Source organism: Okeania sp. SIO3I5 (assembly GCF_010672085.1).
Lineage (GTDB): Bacteria > Cyanobacteriota > Cyanobacteriia > Cyanobacteriales > Microcoleaceae > Trichodesmium.
The window spans coordinates 1-23295 of record NZ_JAAHHT010000151.1 but is presented as its reverse complement, the minus strand read 5'-3'; the positions used below and the strand labels follow the sequence as shown (position 1 = coordinate 23295).

The 23295-nt window shown below is 34.8% G+C and carries 18 protein-coding genes and 1 pseudogene; 11 read left to right on the top strand and 8 right to left on the bottom strand.

Annotated elements, in window-relative coordinates:
- The first annotated feature begins 368 nt into the window (after window positions 1-368).
- Entirely contained in the window at window positions 369-530 is a 162-nt protein-coding gene (locus F6K40_RS26715) for a hypothetical protein (RefSeq protein WP_293140137.1), read from the top strand.
- Window positions 531-703: 173 nt separating this feature from the next.
- Here F6K40_RS26715 and trpE read toward each other — a convergent pair whose 3' ends face one another.
- The 7 genes from trpE to gloB form a co-directional block, all read right to left on the bottom strand.
- Window positions 704-2239 carry an anthranilate synthase component I gene (gene trpE / locus F6K40_RS26710; protein ID WP_293140136.1) on the bottom strand — a complete coding sequence of 512 codons (1536 nt, stop codon included), beginning with the start codon at window positions 2237-2239 and terminating at the stop codon, window positions 704-706.
- Window positions 2240-3125: 886 nt separating this feature from the next.
- Complete coding sequence (gene psaD, locus F6K40_RS26705) at window positions 3126-3554, bottom strand: photosystem I reaction center subunit II PsaD (RefSeq protein ID WP_293140135.1); 429 nt, start codon at window positions 3552-3554, stop codon at window positions 3126-3128.
- A 1261-nt stretch (window positions 3555-4815) separates the two neighbouring features.
- Complete coding sequence (locus F6K40_RS26700; protein ID WP_293140134.1) at window positions 4816-6855, bottom strand: DICT sensory domain-containing protein; 2040 nt, start codon at window positions 6853-6855, stop codon at window positions 4816-4818.
- Between the two features lie 469 nt (window positions 6856-7324).
- Window positions 7325-7576 carry a hypothetical protein gene (locus tag F6K40_RS26695; protein ID WP_293140133.1) on the bottom strand — a complete coding sequence of 84 codons (252 nt, stop codon included), beginning with the start codon at window positions 7574-7576 and terminating at the stop codon, window positions 7325-7327.
- 703 nt (window positions 7577-8279) lie between these two features.
- A complete protein-coding gene (locus F6K40_RS26690; protein WP_293140132.1) occupies window positions 8280-8600 on the bottom strand; it encodes a DUF2973 domain-containing protein in 321 nt (106 codons plus the stop codon).
- Window positions 8601-8871: 271 nt separating this feature from the next.
- Window positions 8872-9189 (bottom strand): DUF2605 domain-containing protein, encoded by a 318-nt coding sequence (locus F6K40_RS26685; RefSeq protein WP_293140131.1) that lies wholly within the window; start codon window positions 9187-9189, stop codon window positions 8872-8874.
- Window positions 9190-10092: 903 nt separating this feature from the next.
- Entirely contained in the window at window positions 10093-10866 is a 774-nt protein-coding gene (gloB, locus tag F6K40_RS26680) for a hydroxyacylglutathione hydrolase (RefSeq protein ID WP_293140130.1), read from the bottom strand.
- 100 nt (window positions 10867-10966) lie between these two features.
- On the opposite strand from gloB, the gene F6K40_RS26675 reads away from it, so the two are divergent.
- From F6K40_RS26675 to F6K40_RS41060, 7 genes are all read left to right on the top strand, one after another.
- The gene (locus tag F6K40_RS26675; RefSeq protein WP_293140129.1) at window positions 10967-11152 is read left to right on the top strand and encodes a hypothetical protein; all 186 of its coding nucleotides are present in this window, start codon (window positions 10967-10969) and stop codon (window positions 11150-11152) included.
- Between the two features lie 1028 nt (window positions 11153-12180).
- Window positions 12181-12393 carry a hypothetical protein gene (locus F6K40_RS26670; RefSeq protein ID WP_293140128.1) on the top strand — a complete coding sequence of 71 codons (213 nt, stop codon included), beginning with the start codon at window positions 12181-12183 and terminating at the stop codon, window positions 12391-12393.
- Window positions 12394-13366: 973 nt separating this feature from the next.
- A complete protein-coding gene (locus tag F6K40_RS26665; protein WP_293140127.1) occupies window positions 13367-14539 on the top strand; it encodes a glycosyltransferase family 4 protein in 1173 nt (390 codons plus the stop codon).
- 443 nt (window positions 14540-14982) lie between these two features.
- Complete coding sequence (locus F6K40_RS26660; protein WP_293140126.1) at window positions 14983-16998, top strand: ABC transporter ATP-binding protein; 2016 nt, start codon at window positions 14983-14985, stop codon at window positions 16996-16998.
- A gap of 203 nt (window positions 16999-17201) precedes the next feature.
- Complete coding sequence (locus F6K40_RS26655; protein WP_293140125.1) at window positions 17202-17381, top strand: hypothetical protein; 180 nt, start codon at window positions 17202-17204, stop codon at window positions 17379-17381.
- A gap of 196 nt (window positions 17382-17577) precedes the next feature.
- Window positions 17578-17727 carry a GUN4 domain-containing protein gene (locus F6K40_RS41065; protein WP_365672913.1) on the top strand — a complete coding sequence of 50 codons (150 nt, stop codon included), beginning with the start codon at window positions 17578-17580 and terminating at the stop codon, window positions 17725-17727.
- Window positions 17711-17962, top strand: a complete 252-nt coding sequence (locus tag F6K40_RS41060) for a GUN4 domain-containing protein (protein WP_365672910.1) — start codon at window positions 17711-17713, stop codon at window positions 17960-17962. The genes F6K40_RS41065 and F6K40_RS41060 overlap by 17 nt, the downstream gene beginning before the upstream one ends.
- Window positions 17963-18023: 61 nt before the next feature.
- Here F6K40_RS41060 and F6K40_RS26650 read toward each other — a convergent pair whose 3' ends face one another.
- The gene (locus tag F6K40_RS26650; protein ID WP_293140124.1) at window positions 18024-18899 is read right to left on the bottom strand and encodes an alpha/beta fold hydrolase; all 876 of its coding nucleotides are present in this window, start codon (window positions 18897-18899) and stop codon (window positions 18024-18026) included.
- A 472-nt stretch (window positions 18900-19371) separates the two neighbouring features.
- Between F6K40_RS26650 and F6K40_RS26645 the strand changes: the two genes are divergently transcribed.
- The 3 genes and pseudogenes from F6K40_RS26645 (at window position 19372) to F6K40_RS26635 (ending at window position 22301) form a co-directional block, all read left to right on the top strand.
- Window positions 19372-19500: a hypothetical protein gene (locus F6K40_RS26645; RefSeq protein ID WP_293140123.1), complete on the top strand. Its 129-nt coding sequence runs from the start codon at window positions 19372-19374 to the stop codon at window positions 19498-19500.
- A gap of 614 nt (window positions 19501-20114) precedes the next feature.
- Window positions 20115-21026 (top strand): agmatinase, encoded by a 912-nt coding sequence (gene speB / locus F6K40_RS26640; RefSeq protein ID WP_293140122.1) that lies wholly within the window; start codon window positions 20115-20117, stop codon window positions 21024-21026.
- Window positions 21027-21763: 737 nt separating this feature from the next.
- Window positions 21764-22301, top strand: a pseudogene (locus tag F6K40_RS26635) (thioredoxin family protein).
- Window positions 22302-23295: the final 994 nt, after the last annotated feature.

The following is a 23295-nucleotide window of genomic DNA, read 5'->3' as shown; positions in this document are numbered from 1 at the left end:
CCCTCCCCCCCCTCCTCCCCCTCCTCCCCATCCTCCCCATCCTCCCCATCCCCCCCCTCCTCCCCATCCTCCCCCTCCTCCCCATCCTCCCCACCCTCCCACAAGGGTTTCAAGAGTTCCTTATAAGGGATAGCTTTTCAAGGGGGGTTAGGGGGGATCTTCAGCGGTGTACCTCACTAACCTGGGAAATGCTATAATACGCTATCCCTAGAGGGCGAATACTAAATAAGGCGTCTGTGCGTAAGTCCTGAAAAAATCAAATCAATTATCCCACAGAAATAATCAATTCTTTCTCCCTGCTCCCTGCTCCCTGCTCCCTCTTTTCTGGAGATGTCTAATGTAGGGCTTGCTGATTAAATCTCAAAGTAATGAAACAGCAAGGAGAAGATGATAGTCACAAGTACGATGAAATTATTAATAGGACTTACGGAAAGAAACCCGGTTTCTACGATAAATTGTTGTTTTTGACAATAAACATCTACGAGAAACCGGGTTTCTGGGTTCGCATGGCTTTAGTGCTGATTAATTAACAACATAGAGGAGGTAGTCATAAAAATCCTCCCTTAATTTTTCTGCTCTAGTCAACCCAAAATGCCAAATTTTTGAACCTCAAAAACCTAAAATTTTCCACTTTTTAATGGCATAAAAAGCTAATTTTTTGTGCAACAAAGTCATTGTTAAACTAAACTTTTGACCAAAATTTTTAACTATTTTTCAAACATCTAATTGCCTCCAATAAACCTCTGGCTTTATTAATAGTTTCCTCATACTCTGTTTCCGGTACAGAATCTGCAACTAAACCAGCTCCCGCTTGCACAGTTACAGTGTGCTTACCATCACCTTTCGGTCTCACAACCATAGTTCTGATAGTAATAGCACTATTCAACTGCCCCTCAAAATCATAATATCCATAAACCCCAGAATAAACCCCCCGCCGACAAGGTTCCAATTCATTAATTATTTCCATCGCTCTAATTTTCGGCGCACCACTGACAGTTCCCGCAGGAAAACAAGCCTTCAATAAATCCCAAGCAGTTCGATCACTCGCCAATTCTCCTACCACATTACTCACAATGTGCATCACATGAGAATAACGTTCAATTACCATTAACTGATCGACTTTTACCGTTCCCACTTGACAAACCCGCCCCAAATCATTCCTACCTAGATCGACTAACATAATATGTTCTGCTCTTTCCTTCGGATCTTGCAACAATTCCTCAGCTAAAGCATTATCTTCTGCGTAAGTTTTGCCACGGCGACGAGTACCAGCAATAGGTCTCACAGTTGCCAGACGTTTACCATCTGGTGTATTTTCTGCCTTCACCATCACTTCCGGACTCGAACCAATAATTTGCCAATCACCAAAATTAAAATATGCCATGTATGGGGAAGGGTTTATTAGTCGCAGGGAACGGTAAAGATTAAAAGGTTCTCCTGTATATTCAGTGGAGAGTTGTTGAGAAATAACTACTTGAAAAATGTCTCCTGCTTTGATGTAGTCTTTGGCTTTCTCAACGTTGGCACAAAATTCTGCATGAGGTGTCTTGCTGCTGTATATATCTGTAACTTCTTTGTCTTTTTCTCCTGGAGGTTGCCATTCTAGCAAAGTATTTTGTTGCAATCTCCGCGATTGCAATTTATCTACTAACTGAGAAACGCGATCGCAAGTTTGTTGATAAACTCCCTCTAAATATACCTCTGGAGAACGTAAGTCAGCATAAGCGATCGCCCAAATCTTCCGCTTCACCTGATCAAAAACCAATAAATTATCCACCTGCATCCACAAACCATCAGGCAAATCATTTTCAGTAGCGGGATAAACTGCAACGCGAGGTTCGATCCAGCGAATCAACTCATAACCCCAGAAACCAAATAACCCCCCAATACCAGGAGGCAATTGAGGTAATTTTACAGGTTGATAGGGTTGGAGACAATTATCCAGAACATCAAAAGGGTTGCCCTCAAAAGTTTTAACTCTGCCATCCCGGTAAATTTGGGTAGTGCGAGCGCCTCTTGCTTCCAATATCCACAATGGATCGCAACCCAGAAAACTATAACGTCCGATTTTCTCCCCACCTTCAACTGACTCTAGTAAAAAACTGTAGGGGCGATCGGCACAAACGCGATACCAAGCAGAAACAGGAGTATCGAGATCTGCCACCCATTCTTGGTAGACAGGGACAAAATTACCTTGTTTTGCTAATTGGGAAAATTGGGAGAAGTCTGGAAAGATCATAAATTTTGAAATTGGTATGAAATTAGGGATTTAGGAACCAATACTTATATAGCTGAAGTCAGATAGGGGAGCCATCGGATTGGCGACGTACAGTCAGAACTAAGAACTCAGAAGTTAAATTTTGGCTGTAACTATATCAGGACTTACGCACGTGAACCCAGAAACCCGGTTTCTCGTAGACATCTATTGCTCAAAACAACGATTTATCGTAGAAACCGGGTTTCTTTGCGTAAGTCCTATATATTTTAGAGTAGTAGGAATGTCTGGCGTTGCTGATGCGTGGGTATGATTTGTATTTTTTGATAATTGCTAAATTATTTAATAACAATTATTTCAGATTGTTCAATTTTTATTTTCATACCTTGATTCAGCAATGCCGAATGTCTTAATAGTAATGGCGACTACTATATATCAGGACTTACGCAGTACCGCTATATATGGGGTATAGTTTGGTCAATATTCCCGATGTTTACACTATCATTAGTGCCGTTGCGTAAGTCCTGATATATATTAGACCTCTCCAGAAAAGAGGGAACAGGGAACACTTAACTGGGAACAGGGAACAGGGAGATATAATTGATAATTTATGGATAGTAATTGATTTTATTTTTAATTTTCGGAGATGTCTATTACAGATTGTAACTATTTTATTGTCGAGCAACTTTTTGATCTGAGATTTTTTCTAAATTCCTAATGCTAAATTCCTAATTCTAAATTCTAAATTCTAAATTCTAAATTAAAACCTCAGCTTTAGATGAAATATCCGAAAGCCGAGGTGTTAATCATCAAACTGATAGAAAATGCAAAAAATATTGCCAGTCTTAAAAGCCTATATTATTTACGGCTCATTCTATCCCATTTTTTTACTTATAGATTAGATCCGATCCTATGCGTCATAGGTGTTTTTACCAGTAAACTTTACGGTAGCTGGATCTGGGTTACTGCCAATATTACGGTCAATCTTACCTACAAAAGGACGGCCTTCATTTACCTTCTCAGGGAAAACACCATCTTTTGGATGTAAGTATTCGTTAGAACCATCGGGGAAAACCCGATAAATTTTGAAGTTATCAATTTTAGGCTTAAATTTAGTCCGTAGTTGAGTTCCTAGGGCCAAGCATTGCTCTTTGCGGGCTAAATACAGTAGGTTTTCACCTTGATTCATAATAGCTGCGCCGCCTGTAGGCATTTCAAACACCTGTTCTTTAGAGCTAGTCCAAGTAATAGCATACTTTTCTTCAACTTCGGCCTTGGTGAGCAGGCCACCAGTGCTGCCACCAAAAATTGGAGGTTGTCCTGTTAATTCGTCTGACATAGATTTCTTATATGAACCTTTTTATGGGATCGTATCACCAGGGTTACTCAAGTTTAAAAAATTGTAAGGTTCTGTTACAATCAGAATTCAGGAGTCAGAATTCAGGAGTCAGGAGTCAGGAGTCAGGAGTCAGGAGAAGTGGGAATTATAGAGGAGGTAGGAGTCAGAATTGTCCCTGCAAATTTCCCCCCAACTCTTGCCCAAAATCTTCAATAATGAATAATGAATAGTTAATAATTACCTCTCCTTGAAACTGATAGGATTGACTAATCATAAAAATTTTTATTTATTATCCCCTCTCTTGGTCGATTGGATATGCCGAGGAGACCTCGGCATCCCTCGACCGCTATCCAAGGGGAGGCTTTAAACCAAAATTTTTCGGCAACATAAATGAACATTTTAGACCAAAAAGCTTGCACTTTTTTCGACAAAAAAAAGCCTTCAGCCTTTATTTGTCTATATTTTGAGGATTAATTAGCAAGCCATAACTACCTCTTGGTTGTCAAATCAATTCAAAATTCTTGCATTATTAATTCGCTCATTATAACCTCTGCCTGTTTGCGCAGGATTCCCCTATTGAAATTAAGTTAAAACCAAAATTTTTGAACTTTTAATGCGTAAATTTTGAATTCAACAAATGGTTATTTCGCAATTTTTTTCAGCGGGAAGTTTCGCTAAATTCTTAATTCTGAATTCTGAATTCTAATGACTATTACCAACAATTGGAATAGTAAAAAGAAAATATTTTTGATTTTTTCGCTCTGGAGAAAAACGAGGCTTGAATTCTTAATTAAACAATTATTGAAATTAAGTTAGAACCAAAATTTTCTAACTTTTAACGTAAATTTTGAATTCAACAAATGGTCATTTAGCAATTTTTTTCAGCGGGAAGTTTCGCTAAATTCTTAATTCTGAATTCTAATGACTATTACCAACAATTGGAATAGTAAAAAGAAAATATTTTTGATTTTTTCGCTCTGGAGAAAAACGAGGCTTGAATTCTTAATTAAACAATTATTGAAATTAAGTTAGAACCAAAATTTTCTAACTTTTAACGTAAATTTTGAATTCAACAAATGGTCATTTAGCAATTTTTTTTCAGTGGGAAGTTTCGCTAAATTCTCAATTCTCAATTCTCAATTCTCAATTCTCATAGACATCTCCAAAAATTAAAAATGAAATCAATTCAAGACATGAAATCAACAATTTAATTCCCTATTCCCTATTCCCTATTCCCTATTCCCTGACTTCTGCAAGAAGTCTAATGACTATTACCAACAATTGGAATAGTAAAATGAAACTGACTACCCCGATCTTTACCCGCCGACTCAGCCCAAATTTTACCCCCTAAACGACTAATAATCTGACGACAAATAGCTAAACCCAAACCAGTACCACCAACACTTCGTCGTAAAGCACCTTCTTCTTGATAAAAACGATCAAATACAGCCTCTAGGCGATTAGGTTCAATCCCACGGCCAGTATCAGAAATAGTAACCTTCAACATATTCTCACTATTAGAAGTTGCTCTAATTATTACCCTTCCTTCAGCCTGAGTAAACTTACAAGCATTGTCCAAAAGCTTTGACAAGACCTCTACCAGCCACTCCCCATCGGCCAAAACTAAAGGTAGTTCTGCCGATACCAGGGTAGTAATATTCGGTAACTCCTGTTCTAATTTGTGGGCACGAATACTACTCAGAGCTAAATCAACACATTCCAGTAAAGGTAGATATTCTACATTCCATTGAACTCGACCACTTTCTAAATGAGACAATGTTAAGAAATCTTGCACAAGATTTCGCATTCTATTTGCATCTGCCAATGCAGTTTCTAGCATTACTTGACGTAACTCTTCCGGCATATCTGGTTCTTGACTCAAACTTTCCAGGCAAACTTGGATAGTAGATAAAGGAGTTCGTAACTCATGGCCAGTAATAGCAATTAAATTACTACGAGTCCGATCAAGAGCCTCTAATTGTTGATTTAATTCTTCTAGATGAGTATAAGTTTCTGCCTGAATCAAAGTCATACTTAACTGAGTAGCGATCGCTTCTACTAAATCTATTTGTTCTTCAGACCAGTTATGGAGACATGACCCACAGTTATGTAATTCTACCATACCTAATAGTCGCCCCTGATACAGTAGAGGTATCATCAACCAGCTCGAAATCTCCCATTGAGATATTAAGTCTTCCAGACAATTTTTCTCCTGAGACTTCTCAGTAACTGAAGTTTCTGACACCAAATACTCAGATAGCAAACTTGTATCCTCTATATAAACTCGCCCTTGAGTTTGAACAACTTTCTGAAATAGAGAATTCTCTTTTAGAGGCCATACCTGATTTAGCAAAGATTTTACCGATAGACCCAAATACTCGTGAGTAATAGTTGCTATTGTATCCGCAGGGCGACACTGATAAATTAAACATCGGCTGGCCAAAAGTGCTTCGCCCAGTTCTTGCACTGCCACTTTGATAATCTCATCTGGATCTAGCGATCGCCTCATAACAGAAGAGATAATATTAATCAAGCGGTGTTTTTTTTCCTGAGCCGCGATTGAGCGATAAGCTTTAATTAACTTATATTGACTTACTTGTAAATAAGTCACCAAACGTTCGGCAAAAGGATCATTAAAGTTATTATTTTCAACTACTGCTGAAGCTTTCTGGAAATTAGTACGATTATAACTAGATTTACTTTGAGCAGATTTTTTTCGCTTCCTTAGATCCAAATTAATGCCATAAATTTCTCTAGCTCTTTGAACTTTTTCCTTTAACTCAGGCCTATATTTAAGGATTCGAGCAAGTAATAATGTGGCAGATTGGAGACATACCTGACGGTCAAAAGTCCAAATACCTTCAAACTGACGTGCTTGATCCATTCCACTAAACTGAGATGTTTCATCAACTAGGCCAGAATTATCACACTCATTGCAAATCAAACAACTTGAATACTCTTGACCAAGCACCAATAAATTCCATTCCTTGCTTAAAGCATCTTTAGCATTAAAAGCTACTGTTTCGTGATACTCAGAAGCATTTTTAAACTCCGTTTCTGATGCAGCTAATACATATACTTGGGATGTTAGGTTCGCAATTCGTCGATAACGGTGAGCTTCCTGACGATAAAAACGCTCTTTCTGAAAAGTTGCTATTACCAGAGGTTTATCTAAGCTTGCTAAAACCTGGTCTTCCATTGCATGAGAAAGAGCAGTCAGGGATGACTTAAAGTAAATTTGTGGTTTTATCTGCGGAACCTCTAGCACCAGTTCTGCCAATACGGATTTAGGAATGGTCATCTGGCGGTTGATTTTTCACCTATTGGATCAATAACATCAAATATACATTGTTGATTTGACATTCTCACTAAGCTTTTAGAGCAGTTATTCCTACTAAGTTTTTAACCTCTGAGTAGCTTACACTTCATTAAAAGTTGCTATTATTTGGGATAGTTTTATACCAAATTCAAAAAGTAAGGCTACTTACTTTACCTCCTGACTACTGACTACTCCAAACCTAAGTAGCTCAAGCTTATAAAATTGGTATTACACTTTCTCCACATTCATTTTTAGTCTCTGTTTCGCTTTTCGACTGTCGCCAACATGAAACGATCCGCGACATGAAACACGACACAAAAATATTGGCTCCTCTATAAGAAACAGATCCTCACCAGGAGGTATGCCTAAGGACTAACTATCTAAAAAACTTATTGTTATTAATTTTACCTGTAGTTATTAACACTTTTACATAAATTAACGAAAATTAATTCTATTTCACATCAACTCTATAAATAGTTGACTTCAGAAATTCAACAATGTTTGTCCACAAGGTGGAAATAAAATATCCTACTACATCCCGCTGGTTTCCTTGTGGAATACTGCGCGATTCGTTTACCTTACGTTTCCGAGCGCGACATGAAAAACGAGAGATAAGTCTGAAAAAAGCTTTAAGTTCCTGGTTTATTGCAGTTGCTTTCTGAGATTTATAGCACTCGAAGCAAAGGGCGTGGACATTAATCATAGCTCAGACAAGCGTCAACGATAACTTACGACTTCTGATTTGTGATTTGTGACTTCTGACTTGCACATAGCGCCATACTCTCTAATGGTATTACCAAATAATTAATAATTATTAATTAGGGTTTGCTGAATAAGTATTTTGGTAGGGGGAGGAGTCAGGAGTCAGAAGTCAGAAGTCAGGATAAATAGGGAATTTAGAGGAGGTAGTCGGAATAATTTTACCTTGATTTTTTGGCCTTTGTCAGCCTAAAATACTAGCTTTATGCAGCTCTTTCCACCAAAAAGTTAGCACTTTTTTTGATCTAAAAAGGCTAAAACCTTTATATGTCAATGCTTTGAAAATTAATCAGCAAGCCCTAATTATTCACGTTAAAAGCCTCCCCTTTGAACGGGAAAAAAGAGACAGAAATTTTTTTCTTTGATCCTCAATTCTCTCTCTTTTAGGCAGAGGTAATTATTAATTGTTAATTGCTGAAAATAGGTAGAAAAAAACCTACTATTAGTAATTAGTTTTTACAACAAACCAATAGCAAGTTTTTGACATTTTATTAATTTTATATAGCAATCCTAAATAGGTTGCGGGTAATCAAACAGTAGATAAAAAAGCCGAAATTCCCATCTTTTCCCAATTAAGTATTCCCTTTTCCCGAAAAGCGGTAAGATTTTTATACACAAATATATTAGAGGATTGCTATAGTGTTTTATTATTTCCTTGTTTCATCTTGAGTTTCACCAGTTGAACCAAGCTCAGAATTGTAAATAGCATCCAATTGTTCGCGAGCTTCTTGTACATTAATAGATCGCATCACCAACAAAGGTTCATCAATAAAATTCCCAGATTCATCTAAAAGTTCTGGATGTGGAATTCTACCAGACTTAGAATAGGAGTCACGATCAGATAACCCTTGTCGATTTGAGGGTAAAGATTGAGACTCAAGTCCCACAGTTAAGAGACTACGGATTAAATTACGAACAGCCAAAACAGCAATAGTAGTAAAGGCTAGGATATAAAGCAGATGTAACATAGATATCTCCTCAAGGCTAAATCGCCCAGCAAATTTTAAAAAAAATTAAACAGTTTTTCTGGTTTTATCACTTTGACTTTGGATAAGTTTTATAAGTAGATATTGTCTTATTTCGATATGTCATCATCATTTCCAGAAGAAACAGTGTTGTCACTATAAATTAACAATTATCAACTTCAAAACTCTTTCCTACAACCAAGTCAACCCAACATATTTCTTAATTCAGGATATGAGTCTAGGTTGAGACTAAACTTGATTGTGATTAATCATTCTATCTAGGTTGCTCTTTGCGAAACCGCATCGTAACTTGCCAACATTCGGTTAGTAGATGGTGCCAAGGCATAAGCACTGTAGTTTCTACCCCAACTTGACCTCCAGTTGCTTGAAAAAGAGCTTTTGCTGTATTCACTTCCTGTTGAGCTTGCTTCACCCTATTGAGTAAGTCGAATTGCTCACTCTTATTTAGAAAGGGAATTTCTTCTCTCTCCAGTAACTGACGGGAGCGCTCAAACCAATACCCGAAATCCTCTAACAAGGGTTGCAGTACCGCTTTAAGTAAGTCTGGTTCTGGCAGTTTGGGGTTTAGCATTTTTCTAAATTAGTTTCTTATTGTAGCTTAATCTTAACACTCTTTACACTTTTTAATATTTTGCTTAAAAATTTAAAAAAAGTTTGAACACGAGCTATTGAGATTTGAAAACAAGACCAATCAGGATTTCACAGCCAAAATTAGTTACCTTCTATAATTATGTTCTCAATAAAACCTTATTCATTTATACATACTTAAGGTACAAAAAATGATATGGCTCACAATAATTTTTGTGACTTTTAATAAAAAAAAAATGGGTTTCAAACTTTGCCCATAGAGGGGCGACTTTTGTTATAATGGAGTGGGTTCAAATTTATACCAAGCGCCTGTATGTCGATATACCGTAGAAATGTGAAACCGAGTTTAGGCCACTGAGAGGAAAAGATCGAAGGGTAATGGAAAGTCCATCCTAGAGACAATAAGCATACTTCCAGAATTAACTAAGTCGGATAGGGAAACCTTCGGATTAGTAACGTACAAAAGTTGTTCTTGTCACGGGGACTTTGAGCAACTATCCAAAAATATTTCGCTTCAAGAAGCGGGGGTTTAAACCCAATTATTTTGATCAAAATAATAAATATCCTTATTTGAGCCTAATTTTTTTACCATAAACTATATCGCAATATAAAAATCTCAGGCCATAGTAAAAAAACTTGAAAATAGATGGAAAGCCTTATGTAGTTAGGATCAAGTAATTTTTAGGCTGTTGAGGCATTTCCTTTACCTCTTTGAGATTTGAAAAGTTTCTATATAGCGATCGCCATTACTAACATGGATATTATCGCGACTCTCAAATTTAGTCACAGCAATAATCCAACTCCTAACTTTTAAATTTTAAATTTTAAATTTTAAATTTTGAATTCTACTTTCTTCCCCTATCTGAAATTCCTGATCACCTTAAAGTTAAAATCTATCCTTTTTTCCTCGCAGACGGGCAAAAGTTTGTACCGGATCTTGACTTTGAACTGCTAAATTCATACTAGGTTGATCCCAACGCAAAAAAGGATTTGTACGTTTTTCTACACCAATCATTGATGGTACAGTTGCTTCATTGCGACTGCGCGCTTCCTTAACCTCAGCAAAACGAGATTTTAAATCAGCATTTTGCTCGTCAACAGTTATAGCAAACTGTAAATTTTTTAAAGTGTATTCATGGGCACACCATATTCGTGTATTGTCAGCTAAATTACGTAACTTACTCAAAGACTCTACCATTTGAGCTGGTGTACCTTCAAATAAACGACCACAACCACCAGCAAACAAAGTATCACCACAAAATAACTCGCCTGTTTCCCCAGTAACTACAGGAGGAAAATAATAAGCAATATGGCCACTTGTATGACCAGGAACAAACAAAACTTCTCCCACTCGCTGGCCAAACTGGACGCGATCGCCTTCCTGTAAAAATACCTGTTGTCCAGGAATTCTACCTCGGTCCTCAATTCCACCATAAACTTTCAATTTGGGAAACTTTCTGATTAACTGTTGATTAGCACCTACATGGTCAGAGTGATGGTGAGTGTTAAAAATGGCCACTAATTCAGCTCCCAATAATTCCAGTTTCTCTTGTACTGGCCTTACTTCGGCAGGATCGACTACAGCTCCAATATTTTGATTTGGGTCATGTAGTAAGAAGATATAGTTGTCTGAAAGTGCTGGTAGTCTATAAATCTTCATAAAAGCTCAATTAATACTTCATCTACAAAATATTTTCATCTCAACAATGCAAGTATAAACATTTTGGCTGCGGGACTCGCAGTGGCAGTACCAGTCGCTCATGGGGGAGGCCCCCTTTGGTGGCGCTGGCAAGTCTTTAGGAGCGACTGTAAGACCTGAAGAGATTACTCGGAGGGCGGGTGCTATGAGGCAGAAATCCCCTAACAGCAATGCTAGGGAATCCCGCGCTCTCTCGGGAGGATGTCAATCAGGAATATTTACCATCTTAACTATTAGATTAACGTAGTGGACTGTTTCATCTTAAATGGTGCAATAGGCTTTTTTCTCCCTTACCACCTTGTCTTCCTTGTCCTCCTTGTCTTCCTTGTCTTCCCACAACCTAAAATAATCATGCACAGTTTTAGCTGAAACATTCCAGTAGTATACTGACACACCTTAAATGATGCAATAGATGTAGGTTGGGTTGAGGGACGTTAGCGTAGCTTATCCGCAGGATAAACCCAACAACAATCTTCCTCTCCTGAGCTATCCATTACCCACATAATTATTTACAATCTTGAAAGTCTTATTGGTTAATGGTTTCGATCTTTAATAACAGGAGATAACTTGACTTTTACGAGTATCTATGCTGCCTAATCCCTGCTCTTTGAGAAATGTTAAGAAAGATGTGGGTAAAGCATAGTCGGTTGTGCATCAATAAAGTGTGGGAAACGCCCTAGTCGGACTGGCCAATATAATCTAAAAGCACTGATATATCTTGATTTTGCGTATTTTTATAGCGAAAAAAGTGCAAATTTTTCAGCCTTTAAGACTAAAAAGTTAGGATGGGTGGTAGACACTTCCTAAAAAGATACAGGTACAATTATTCCTCCTACTTTCCACACGAACCACACTTCCTTGACGCACTACCGCATAGTCCTCCTGAGAGGGGTTAGGGGTGAGTCCCCTACTCCCCTACTCCCTTTCGCCTCTAGTTAGACAATATAGCAATTCCCATACTGGATCAGGTACAAAATTTATTTGTTTTAGGGAATACTTAACAAGGAATAGATATATAGAATAGAAATAAAGAAAAGATAGGTATACCTCATTAGTCTAGGAAACGCTATATGTATAATTAAAATGATTTTTCAAAAATCAGAAAAATACAAAAAACTCTGAATTTATTATCTCTGTTCCCGCTATTTCAGGATATTTTCTGTATAACAACACTCAGGACTGCTAAATTATTGATTTTATAGTATTTTTATAGGTGTATTATTATATACATATATAATCCTCAATCAACAAATTATAGATAGTAGATAAGAATTTATGTTATGGAGTGAGCAACAACAACCAAAGGTGACAATCAATCAAATGGTAAACCGAATTATGACATCAAATAAACTTAATCGTCGAGAACATCTACAACTGACTTCTTCGATTTTATCTGGTAAAAACATAACAGATGAAGAACGACACCAAATTAATCAGATATTTGACTTGATTAAAATGGGTAAAATTAATTTGATTTATGATAATTAATAAGCGTGAATAGGTAGAGATATGCATTTATTTAAAATAAGAGCTATAAATTTTATTTTGCTATTAAAATACACAATATATAGCAATCTTATTTGATCTGCGAAGGTAGGAATTGTTGGAAATTTTCTGTGAAATGAGAATGATATAAGGAATTTTGGTGACAGATATTGGAAATAAAAAGGTATGCAAAAAAAGGCGAAAAGATTTGGGTAATTCAAGATAATCTGTTTGATAGATTTAATCTTAAATGTATTGATTTTGAACTTACGATTTAATCTAATCGGAGTAAATCAATATAGCAATCCTATTTGATTTGTCTATAAAAATCTTACCGCTTTTCGGGAATAGGCAATAGGCAATAGGCAATAGGTAAGAGTTTCAGAATTTATTTCTAATTTTGAAATTGTTACAACCTATTTAGGATTGCTATATATGCTTAAGTCCTATTTTCGGGAATGGGGAATAGGCAATAGGCAATAGGTAAGAGTTTCAGAATTTATTTCTAATTTTGAAATTGTTACAACCTATTTAGGATTGCTATATATGCTTAAGTCCTAAGTTAATAGCGATCGCTATAGTATATTTATGGAAGTTCTGAATAAATATGAAACTAAGGAACACGAATAACTCAAGTATATAAATATAAATACTTAGTGCCGTTATATTAGTAAGTATTATTTAGAATATAAAAGATTGTTCTTTGTCTCATCTTTACTGTTTAACTAGGTTAGTATTGATTATATTGATGGTTAAATTGAAAAAGTATTAAATATATTCACTTTGGTAATTAATATAACAATCAATCTATAGGGGTAGTTTTCCCCTGCCTAGATATACTGGGATAACCCTTCCTTGCTTGTCTCTATAAATTTTATCCTAGGAATTGACCAACACCAAAATATTTGAATAGATTTAGATCGCTTAATAGCTATGAGAGTTTTTCGATTAACCTAGAATTTGGAGGATTTCAGATTTGGTAAAAATTTCCATAATAGCTAGCGACTTATCTAGCAGTGGAGCAGGTAGATGGGGAGGAGCAGTCCGTCCTTTTTTATTATCTCAAGCTCTAAAAAAGATTGGATGTGATGTAGAAATATTAGGTTTTGTTGATGCAAATTCTCCCACAAATATTAGTCATAAAGAAACATCTATTATTCCTATATACAGCAATAAATATTATCCTGGATTTCTACTTTCTGCTAAAGAACTGTTAGACAAAATTAGTGGGGATATTATTTATGCTTATAAACTTAAACCAAGTAGCCTTGGTTTAGCTCTAATCAAAAAAATGCAAACCAGTAGGCAAGTATTTTTAGATATTGATGATTGGGAGTTAAGCTGGCATGGAGGAGATAATTGGAAATATCATCCCAGTATTAAACAATTAGCTAGAGATATTTTAAAGCCAGAAGGAGCTTTAAGACAACCAGACCATCCCTTTTATTTAAAATGGATCGAAAGTTTGGTCTCAAAAGCAGATAAGGTGACTTTACACAATCAATTTCTCAAAAAACGTTTTGGTGGTCTATATTTGCCAAATGGTAAAGACACTACTTTATTTGACCCAAATAAATACGATCCAGAGGTAAGTAGAATTCGTTATGGCTTGAGCGATTATAGAATATTAATGTTTCCAGGAGCGCCCCGGCCTTATAAAGGAGTGGAAGATGTTTTAATAGCCCTGGAAAATCTAAATCAGTCAGATTTAAGATTGGTAATTGTGGGTGGTAGTCCTTATGATGATTATGACCGTCAATTAAAAGAAAAATGGGGACGTTGGATAATTTCAATGCCTAAATACTCACCTACAGTTATGCCAGAAATTGTAGCTGCTGCTCATATAATAGTAGTTCCTCAAAGAGATACCCCGGAAGCTAAGGCACAATTTCCATTAAAATTAACCGATGGCATGGCAATGGCCAAACCAATTATAGCAACAAAAGTGGGGGATATTCCAGAAATTGTAGCTGATACTGGTTATTTGGTTGAACCTAGTTCTCCCCAACAAATAGCAGCACAAATTGAATTAATATTTAATGATTTAACAGGAGCAAATGCTAAAGGTATTAATGCTAGAGAAAGGTGTATTAAATATTATAGCATTGATGCTATGGCAAATATTTTGTCAGGATTAATCTTGAATTAATATTTAATGATTTAACAGGAGCAAAAGTAAAAAGTATTAATGCTAGAGAAAGATGTATTAAATATTATAGCATTGATGCTATAGCAAATATTTTGTCAAGATTAATCGTAATTTAGTAAGTAGGGCTTGCTGATTAAATCTGAAAGTGTTTAAAGATTAAGGTATTGACGTTTTTAAATCTGGAAAAAGTGCGCTTGTTTGAGTTAAAAAGCCTCAAAAAGTTAGTATTAACAACAAGAGTTGGGCAGAGAAATTGAGGAAAAATTCAAACTCCTACTACCTTTAAATTCCCATTTCTCCTGACTTCCCCTCCTGGGAGGGGTTAGGGGTGGGTTGACTACTGACTACTACAAAGATCAAAAAGACTTTTTCAGCAAACCCTAAGTAAATATTAAAAGTATTAATAATTCAGAAAATCTAATTTAGAGACAAGGAAAATATCAATGTCTGGAAAAGAATTTATTTTAAAATTTATTCTTCGTAAGCCTTTTAATGTTCAAATTATTGGAAATATTATATTAGGTTTTGCTAGTGGATTATTTAATGGAGTTAATACAGCTCTAATAGTACCTATACTACTGCAAATTTCGGGGCAAGAAATTGAGCTGAAAGGTTCTCCACCCATAATTAAATTTTTACTATCCCCTTTTGAAGGAGTTCCGGAAAAGTATCGCCTTGGGGTAATGCTTTTAGCAGTTATATTAACTATTTTTCTGAAAAATTTAACTACATATTTAAGGAGTTTGTTGACAGTAGCTTTTAATCGTAGTCTGACAAATACTATTAAATCGGAAATGTTTCAAACATTAATGGATAGCGATTTAGATTTCTTTACGAAAGTAAAAGTAGGAGATTTAACGAAACGTTTAGGCTCGGATACAGCTCAATGTGTGCAAACTATTAATGCTTATGTTAATCTAGTAACTCAATTAATCACTCTTTCCTTATTTGTTACTTTACTAATTTCTATTTCTTGGCAACTTACTGTAATTTCTTCTTTATTAGTATGTTTAATTGTAGGAATTAATCAGCTATTTATTCGTCGATCAAAAAAATTGGGAACTGTTTTAAATCAGGAACAAAAAAAATATGCAATTAAGGTAATTGAGACTCTAAGCGGTATTCGATTAATTAAATCAGTAAGTAGTGAAAATAGGGAATATAAACAGATCAGAAAATTAATGCTTTCCCTAGAAGAGATAGCGTTGAGAGAAAAAATGAATTCAGCGTTAATAGCTCCACTAAATGAAGTGACAAGCATGATTGTGGTAATTAGTATTCTATTATTAGGTAGATATTTATTTGCCGATCGACTTGCAAATGTTTCTGCTATCCTACTTACTTATCTTTTAGTTCTGTTTCGCTTACTACCTATTGTCTCTCAAATTAATAATAGTCGTAATGGAATTGCTAAAGGATCTGCTAGCTTTAATATGGCTGTAGATTTATGGAGAAGAGATAATAAACCAATAATGAAACCTGGTTCCATACCTTTTGAAAAGGTGAGCAGAGAAATTCATTTTAAGAACATTTCCTTCTCTTACCCAAGTAATGATAATTTGGTTCTTAAAAATGTTGATATATCTGTGCCTAGAGGTAAAACTTTAGCATTAGTTGGAGGTTCCGGAGCAGGTAAGTCAACATTTGCTGACTTACTACCAAGATTTTATGACCCTACTTCTGGTTCCATTACTATTGATGGTATTGACTTGCGGGAGTTTGATATTATTACTCTCAGAAGGAAAACTGGTATTGTTAGTCAAACTACTCATTTGTTTAACGATACGGTAAAAAATAATATTATCTATGCTCGTCCTGATGCTACAGAAGATGAAATTACTGAAGCAGTCCAACAAGCTAATGCTTATGATTTTATTATGGACTTGCCCAAGCAATGGGAGACAGAAATAGGCGATCGCGGTGTTATGCTTTCGGGAGGTCAACGACAAAGATTGGCCATTGCTAGGGCGCTATTGCAAGATCCAGAAATATTAATCTTAGATGAGGCCACCAGTGCCCTTGATACTGTTTCTGAACGTTTAGTGCAGGAGGCCGTTGATAAATTAAGTCGCGATCGGACAGTTTTAGTTATTGCCCACCGTCTCTCAACAATTCAAAATGCCGATCAAATAGCTGTCTTAGATCGTGGAAAGTTGGTTGAGATGGGTACTCATTTAGAACTTTTAGCAAAAGAAGGTGGTTACTATCATCGTCTCTATTCTATACAGTTTGGCGACCAGTCTGAAGCAGATAAATATATTGACCAACAAGTTTTAGCTAAGGCATCTTATGAAGCTCGTGGTTTTCTCAATACAATTATAGGCTCTTTAACTTTATTAGCTGATGAAATAGTTGACACACCTGAAGAAAAAATAGAACTTACTGAAGAAGCTTTTAAGTCATCAACTTCTCTTCTAAGAATCTTAGAGATATTTGAAAATCAAATGGCAAAAAAATAATGAATAATAGATAATTAATAATTAATAATTGATAATTGATAATTGATAATTCTGGCGGTGAGCATTTTGGGCAGACAAGGGCAAAAAAATTAATCCTCTGCTATTTAAAAAAGACTTTTTCAGCAAACCCTACTTAGTATCTCTCTTTTGTCAAGTTTTATGTTAATAAATAAAGAAGGAATAGAAAATATTGTTTTGTTTTTATGTTAATCATTCCTATTGCTTTGTTGGTTTTGGGAATTATATGTTTATTTATAACTTTTAATCCTCAAGCTCAAAGTAAATTAAACTTATTTACAAATTTAGTTCTATTAGCAGGAATTATATTAATAGCTATTGGTGTTGTTTTATTATTAATTCTATTATCAATTGGTTTAATTTAAAATTTTCTCTAAGCTAATATTTAAGTTTAAGATTAAGAGTGATTAGCGTAATTTTCAATTAACATCTTTCAAGTCAAAATCAAAGGAGTTACTAAAGATGGAACAAGAAGATAACAATTTATTTTTATTATTTGCAAATTTAGAGAATTATCTCGAACAACAAAAGTGGCAATAGGCTAATGATGAAACAGAAAAAATACTCTCCGAAATACAAGATGTTAATGATCTTGAGGAAATGTCTGTAGAAATAAAAACTCTTGATAAGCTATGGTTAAAATATAGTAATAATCATTTTGGTTTTTCTATACATAAGCAGATAATATGTTTTCATATCCTCTACACATGAAAATAAAAAAAATCTTTGGCAAACTGCTATTATATGCAAATTAGGTGATTATGTGGGTTGGTGCAAAGAAGGGGTTTGGCTTGATTATCCGTCTCAATATACTTTTAATCTTGCTGCACCATTGGGTCATCTTCCGACGTTTTGGGCTATTGATAGCTTCATATATCCTTCTACTTGTGGAGGATTTTTTATATTAGTATCTGATTTTTATTTTGAGCTTTTATCTAAGATTTAAAAATGGAGATTAGGTGATACTTTTTTCTCAAAAGAAACAGTATACTCAGAGAGATTTCAAATTAATACTGCCATTTTTCCAATATCCATTCCTCTAAAATAGGGTTTACTAATTCTGGTGCTTCATCTTGAGGACAATGACCAACTCCAGGCAAAGGAATAAATTTTTCTACAGTTTTAAACTTAGCAAATTCCTGTGCCAGTTCAATATTTTCCCAAGGGTCTTCTTCTCCCCATAAAATTATAGCTGAACAGGGTAATATAGGTAATAAATCTTCCGGTATAGGTCCTTGAGAATAACCAGTAAAAGCGACAAAAACATCAACTGCTCCTTCATCTTTTGCAGGTTTCAATAATAGCTCAATTAATTCATCAGTTACCGCTTCAGACCGTTTATAAGCTTGTAACAATACTCCCTTAACAGTTTTCTTTGTTGCCAACTGGTTAAAAAATAACTGACTTATCCACTTGACTTTTAGCAACTTTTGTAATATTGATGCTCCCTGACTACGATACCAAGGAAGAGTAGAGCGTTTCCTTTCGTGCAGAAGTCTCAAAGAGCAATTGATAATTCCTACCCCTAAAATAATATTGGGATTATCAACTGCTGCCTGCATCGCAACAATACAACCAATAGAATTTCCCACAAGAAAGCCAGGAGTGCCTACTATTTCTCTACAAAAATCACCAATTTGTTGACTCCAGGTTTCAAATGTATAGGTAACATCTTGACTTGGGGTGGGTTTAGCTGAACCGCCAAAACCCAGTAAGTCTATAGCATAACAGCGACAACTGGCACCTAGTACAGGAAGATTTTTGCGCCAATGTCCCCAAGAAGCTCCAAAACCATGTATTAATATTACAGCAGGCCCCTGTTCGCCTTGGCTTTGGTAGCAGATTGGCCAGCCTCGCCATGTCCAAGTTTTTGTGGTAATCATTTTTTTAGGGAGTAGGGATTCAATAATTAATAATTAATAATTAATAATTAACAATTAATAATTAATAATTACCTCTTCATTATAAAGAAGAGGATTGGCTAAAAAGAATTTCTTTTCTTTTCTTGGTCGATTGGATCTGCTGAGGAGACCTCGGCATCCCATCCTACGGACAGCTCCGCTTTTCATGTCGCGCAGCGAAACGACCGCTTTTTCTCCATGAATTCAGAGGCTTTATATCCTAATTTTTCGATAGGGAGTAGGGAAAAAGAAATTGGAACTATAATAAATTACTTGTTCAGATCAGGCAAGTAGAATTTATTTTTTTAGGGAGTAGGGAAAAAGAAATTGGAGCTATAGTAAATTACTTGTTCAGATCAGGCAAGTAGAATTTATTATTTATAGTAATCAAATAAGTTTTATCAATTTTTAGCTCGTTTTAGTCTGCTTCTAGAAAATTAATATAGTTAAAAAAATGTCAAAATGTCAAAATGTCAAAATGTCAACAATTTACCCTACATCACTTTTACAATTTATTGGTTTAGAAATTGAGCCAGATTATACTACTGCTCAAGTAGTAATTTTACTAATTCCTTTTTTTTAGGGAATAGGGAGAAATGTAAATTGTGAATAAGTTACTTATTGAGATAAGGTAAGTAGCATTTAATATTTAAAATAATCAGATAATTTTTATCAGTTTTTAGCTCATCCTAGAATATTAATATAGTCAAAAAAATGTCAGCAATTTACAATACATCACTTCTACCTTTTATTGCTTCAGAAATTGAACCAGATTACACTACTGCTAAAGTAGTAATTGTACCAATTCCTTTTTTTTAGGGAATAGGGAGAAATGGGAATTGTGAATAAGTTACTTATTGAGATAAGGTAAGTAGTATTTAATATTTAAAATAATCAGATAATTTTTATCAGTTTTTAGCTTATCCTAGAAAATTAATATAGTCAAAAAAATGTCAGCAATTTACAATACATCACTTCTACCTTTTATTGCTTCAGAAATTGAACCAGATTACACTACTGCTAAAGTAGTAATTGTACCAATTCCTTTTTTTTAGGGAATAGGGAGAAATGGGAATTGTGAATAAGTTACTTATTGAGATAAGGTAAGTAGCATTTAATATTTAAAATAATCAGATAATTTTTATCAGTTTTTAGGCGGTTTTAGCCTGCTTATAGAAAATAAATCTAGTCAAAAAAATGTCATCAATTTACCCTACATCACTTTTACCATTTATTGCTTCAGAAATTGAACCAGATTACACTACTGCTAAAGTAGTAATTGTACCAATTCCTTATGAAGCAACTACTACTTACAGAAGAGGTTGTGTTAATGGTCCGGCAGTATTATTAGATGCTTCTCAACAGTTAGAATGTTATGACGAAGAATTAGATAGAGAAACAGGTTTGGAAGTTGGTATCTATACCCACGAAGCTATAGCAGATACTCGTAATGGAAAAAAAATTTCTCCATTAGATATGCTAAAAGTTACTCAAGAAACAGTAGAAAAATTAGTGAATGATCGAAAGTTTGTGATTTGTATAGGTGGAGAACATAGCATTACAAGTGGAATAGTTAAAGCGTATAAAAAATTATATTTTGATGAACCTTTTACTGTGATTCAAATTGATGCTCATGGGGATTTGCGATATGAATATGAAGGTTCAATATATAATCATGCCTGTGTAATGCGCAGAATATTTGAAATGGATTTACCAACATTACAAATAGGTATTCGGGCAATTTGTAAAGAAGAAGCAGATTTAATTAAAGAGAAAAATTTAACCGTTTTTCGAGCAAGAGAAATAGCTATTCAGTCAGATTGGATGGAAAAAGCAATAGCTAGTATTCAGACTAAACGTGTGTTTTTAACAATAGATTTAGATGGAATTGACCCAACATTAATTCCTGGAGTTGGTACACCAGAACCAGGAGGATTAAATTGGTATTCTTTAACTACATTTTTGCGGAGAGTTTTTGAATTACATGAAGTAGTAGGTTGTGACATTATGGAGTTGGCTCCAATTATTGATTCGGTAGTATCTGAGTTTACGGCAGCGAAATTAGTCTATAAACTTATTGGTTATCAAGCATTAGCTCAAGACTGGTAAAAATATAAGATATATAGTAATATGATTTAACTTGTAAAATATTGGAGATTTTTAGGAAAAAGAAAACAGGAAACAGGAAATAGAAAAGAAGAAATAAAACGGAGATATATGAAGATAATAACTGCTATATTCTATACTAAAAAAAATGGTCAGTGGTCAGCAATATATTTTTTTGTGAATTTTAGAAGGGGATTTCAACCCCTCTTAAATAATCTTGCCCTTGGGGCTAACAGAATTTTAAACTAAAGTTTCTAAAAGCTGATAGCTATTTAAGAAACAGCTCAATTCTCACATCTGATTTCCAATCGTTATAATAATTATATTTCAGTTGTAATATTTTGCAGGTAGTTAGGAGGCAGAAGTTAAAAGTAAGGATTCAAAAATTCAAAGATTTTCAGTTGAAATTAACGTAAGTATTTAGCTAGCTCGTAGTTAGCTATTACTAATAAGACCCTGTGCTTAAGAACTGGTTTTAAATGAATATAGACTTTAGAGATAACTTTTGTAGTAAGATTTTTTATTTCTCAATTAATAAAGCTTTGATAGTCAACTAAAAGCAATAGCTGTTAACGCAGTTACTCCGCAGGAAGTTAACTGATTGCTGAAGGCTGAATACTTACAAATTAACTGTTATAAAAATTTTCAAAATCAATTGATAATTGCTATATTGTAGAAAAATATTTTGTTTGAAGTAAGAAAACTTTTTGAGAGGAAATAGAGATATGAATTTAACTGAAATGAATGGCACTGTAATCGATAATTATGCTCCAGATTTTGAATTGCCAGGAGTAGATAATGAAGTTCATCATTTAGCTAGATATTTATAAAATTTTCAAGTAGTTTGTGTAATTTTTTTGAGCAATCAATGCCCAGAAGTAAATTCTTAATATTGACAGGATTAAACAACTACAAAAAGATTTTCAAGACCAAGGAGTAATGATAATTGGTATGAATGCTAATGATGCGATAATTTCTCCAGAAGATAGTTTTGAAAAAATGAAAGAATTTGCAGCTAATAATGAACTTAATTTTCCTTATATTCGGGATGTGACGCAAGATGTGGCTATTAGTTTTGGCGCTGACAAAACACCTCAAGCTTTTTTATTGGATAGGGAAGGTAAGTTACGATATCGTGGCTTAATAGATGATAATATTAATCAGCCAGAAGCAGTAAAAGTTGCTTATTTACGTCAGGCGATCGCTCAACTTCTGAAAGGTGAGGTAGTAACTATATCTACAACAGAAGCTATTGGTTGCTTAATTAAATGGCGCTAGAAATGGAGTAGGAAATGTGGGAAATATGGGGAGTATTTTTCAAAATGAATGCCGATTTTTTTCCATATTTCATAACCTATAACTCAGTCAAAAACTAACTTACGCACCTTGAACTTTGTCGCCCAAAATTTAAGTCAACAGCTTACCCTTAGATAGAAAATGAAAAAAATATTCGCCATAAGTATTTTCAAGGGGGATACTTGAGCGGTCGGTACTATTTTCCTCTGCGATATTAAAAACAAAGTTCCTTCACAGGAGGCTAATTAATAACTAATAACTGAAATGACAAAGCTTGCCCTGAAAAAATTCATAAATAATGGAGTATCAAATGTAATAAATGCGGGAAAGGTGGGAAGTATTGTTCAAAATGAATGCCGATTTTTTCCCGATATTTTATAACCTATAACTCAGTCAAAAACTCACCTACCCACCTTGAACTTTGTCCCCCAAAAATTAAGTCAATAGCCTTTCATTAGATAGAGAATGAAAAAAATATTCGCCATAAGTATTTTCAAGCAGGATACTTGAGCAGTCGGTACTGTTTTCCTCCCCAACATAAAAAACAAAGTTCCTCCCGAAGAGGCTAATTAATAACTAATAACTGAAATGACAAAGCTTGCCCTGAAAAAAATTCATAAACAATCGAGTATAAAATGTAAGAAATGCGGGAAAAGTGGGGAGTATTTTTCAAAATGAATGCCGATTTTTTCCCGATATTTCATAACCTATAAGTCAGTCAAAAACTCACCTACCCACCTTGAACTTTGTCGCCCAAAAATTAAGTCAATAGCCTTTCATTAGATAGAGAATAAAAAAAATATTCGCCATAAGTATTTTCAAGGGGGATACTTGAGCGGTCCGTACTATTTTCCTCCGCGATATTAAAAACAAAGTTCCTTCACAGGAGGCTAATTAATAACTAATAACTGAAATGACAAAGCTTGCCCTGAAAAAATTCATAAACAATCGAGTAAGGAGTGCCGGAAAGGTGGGA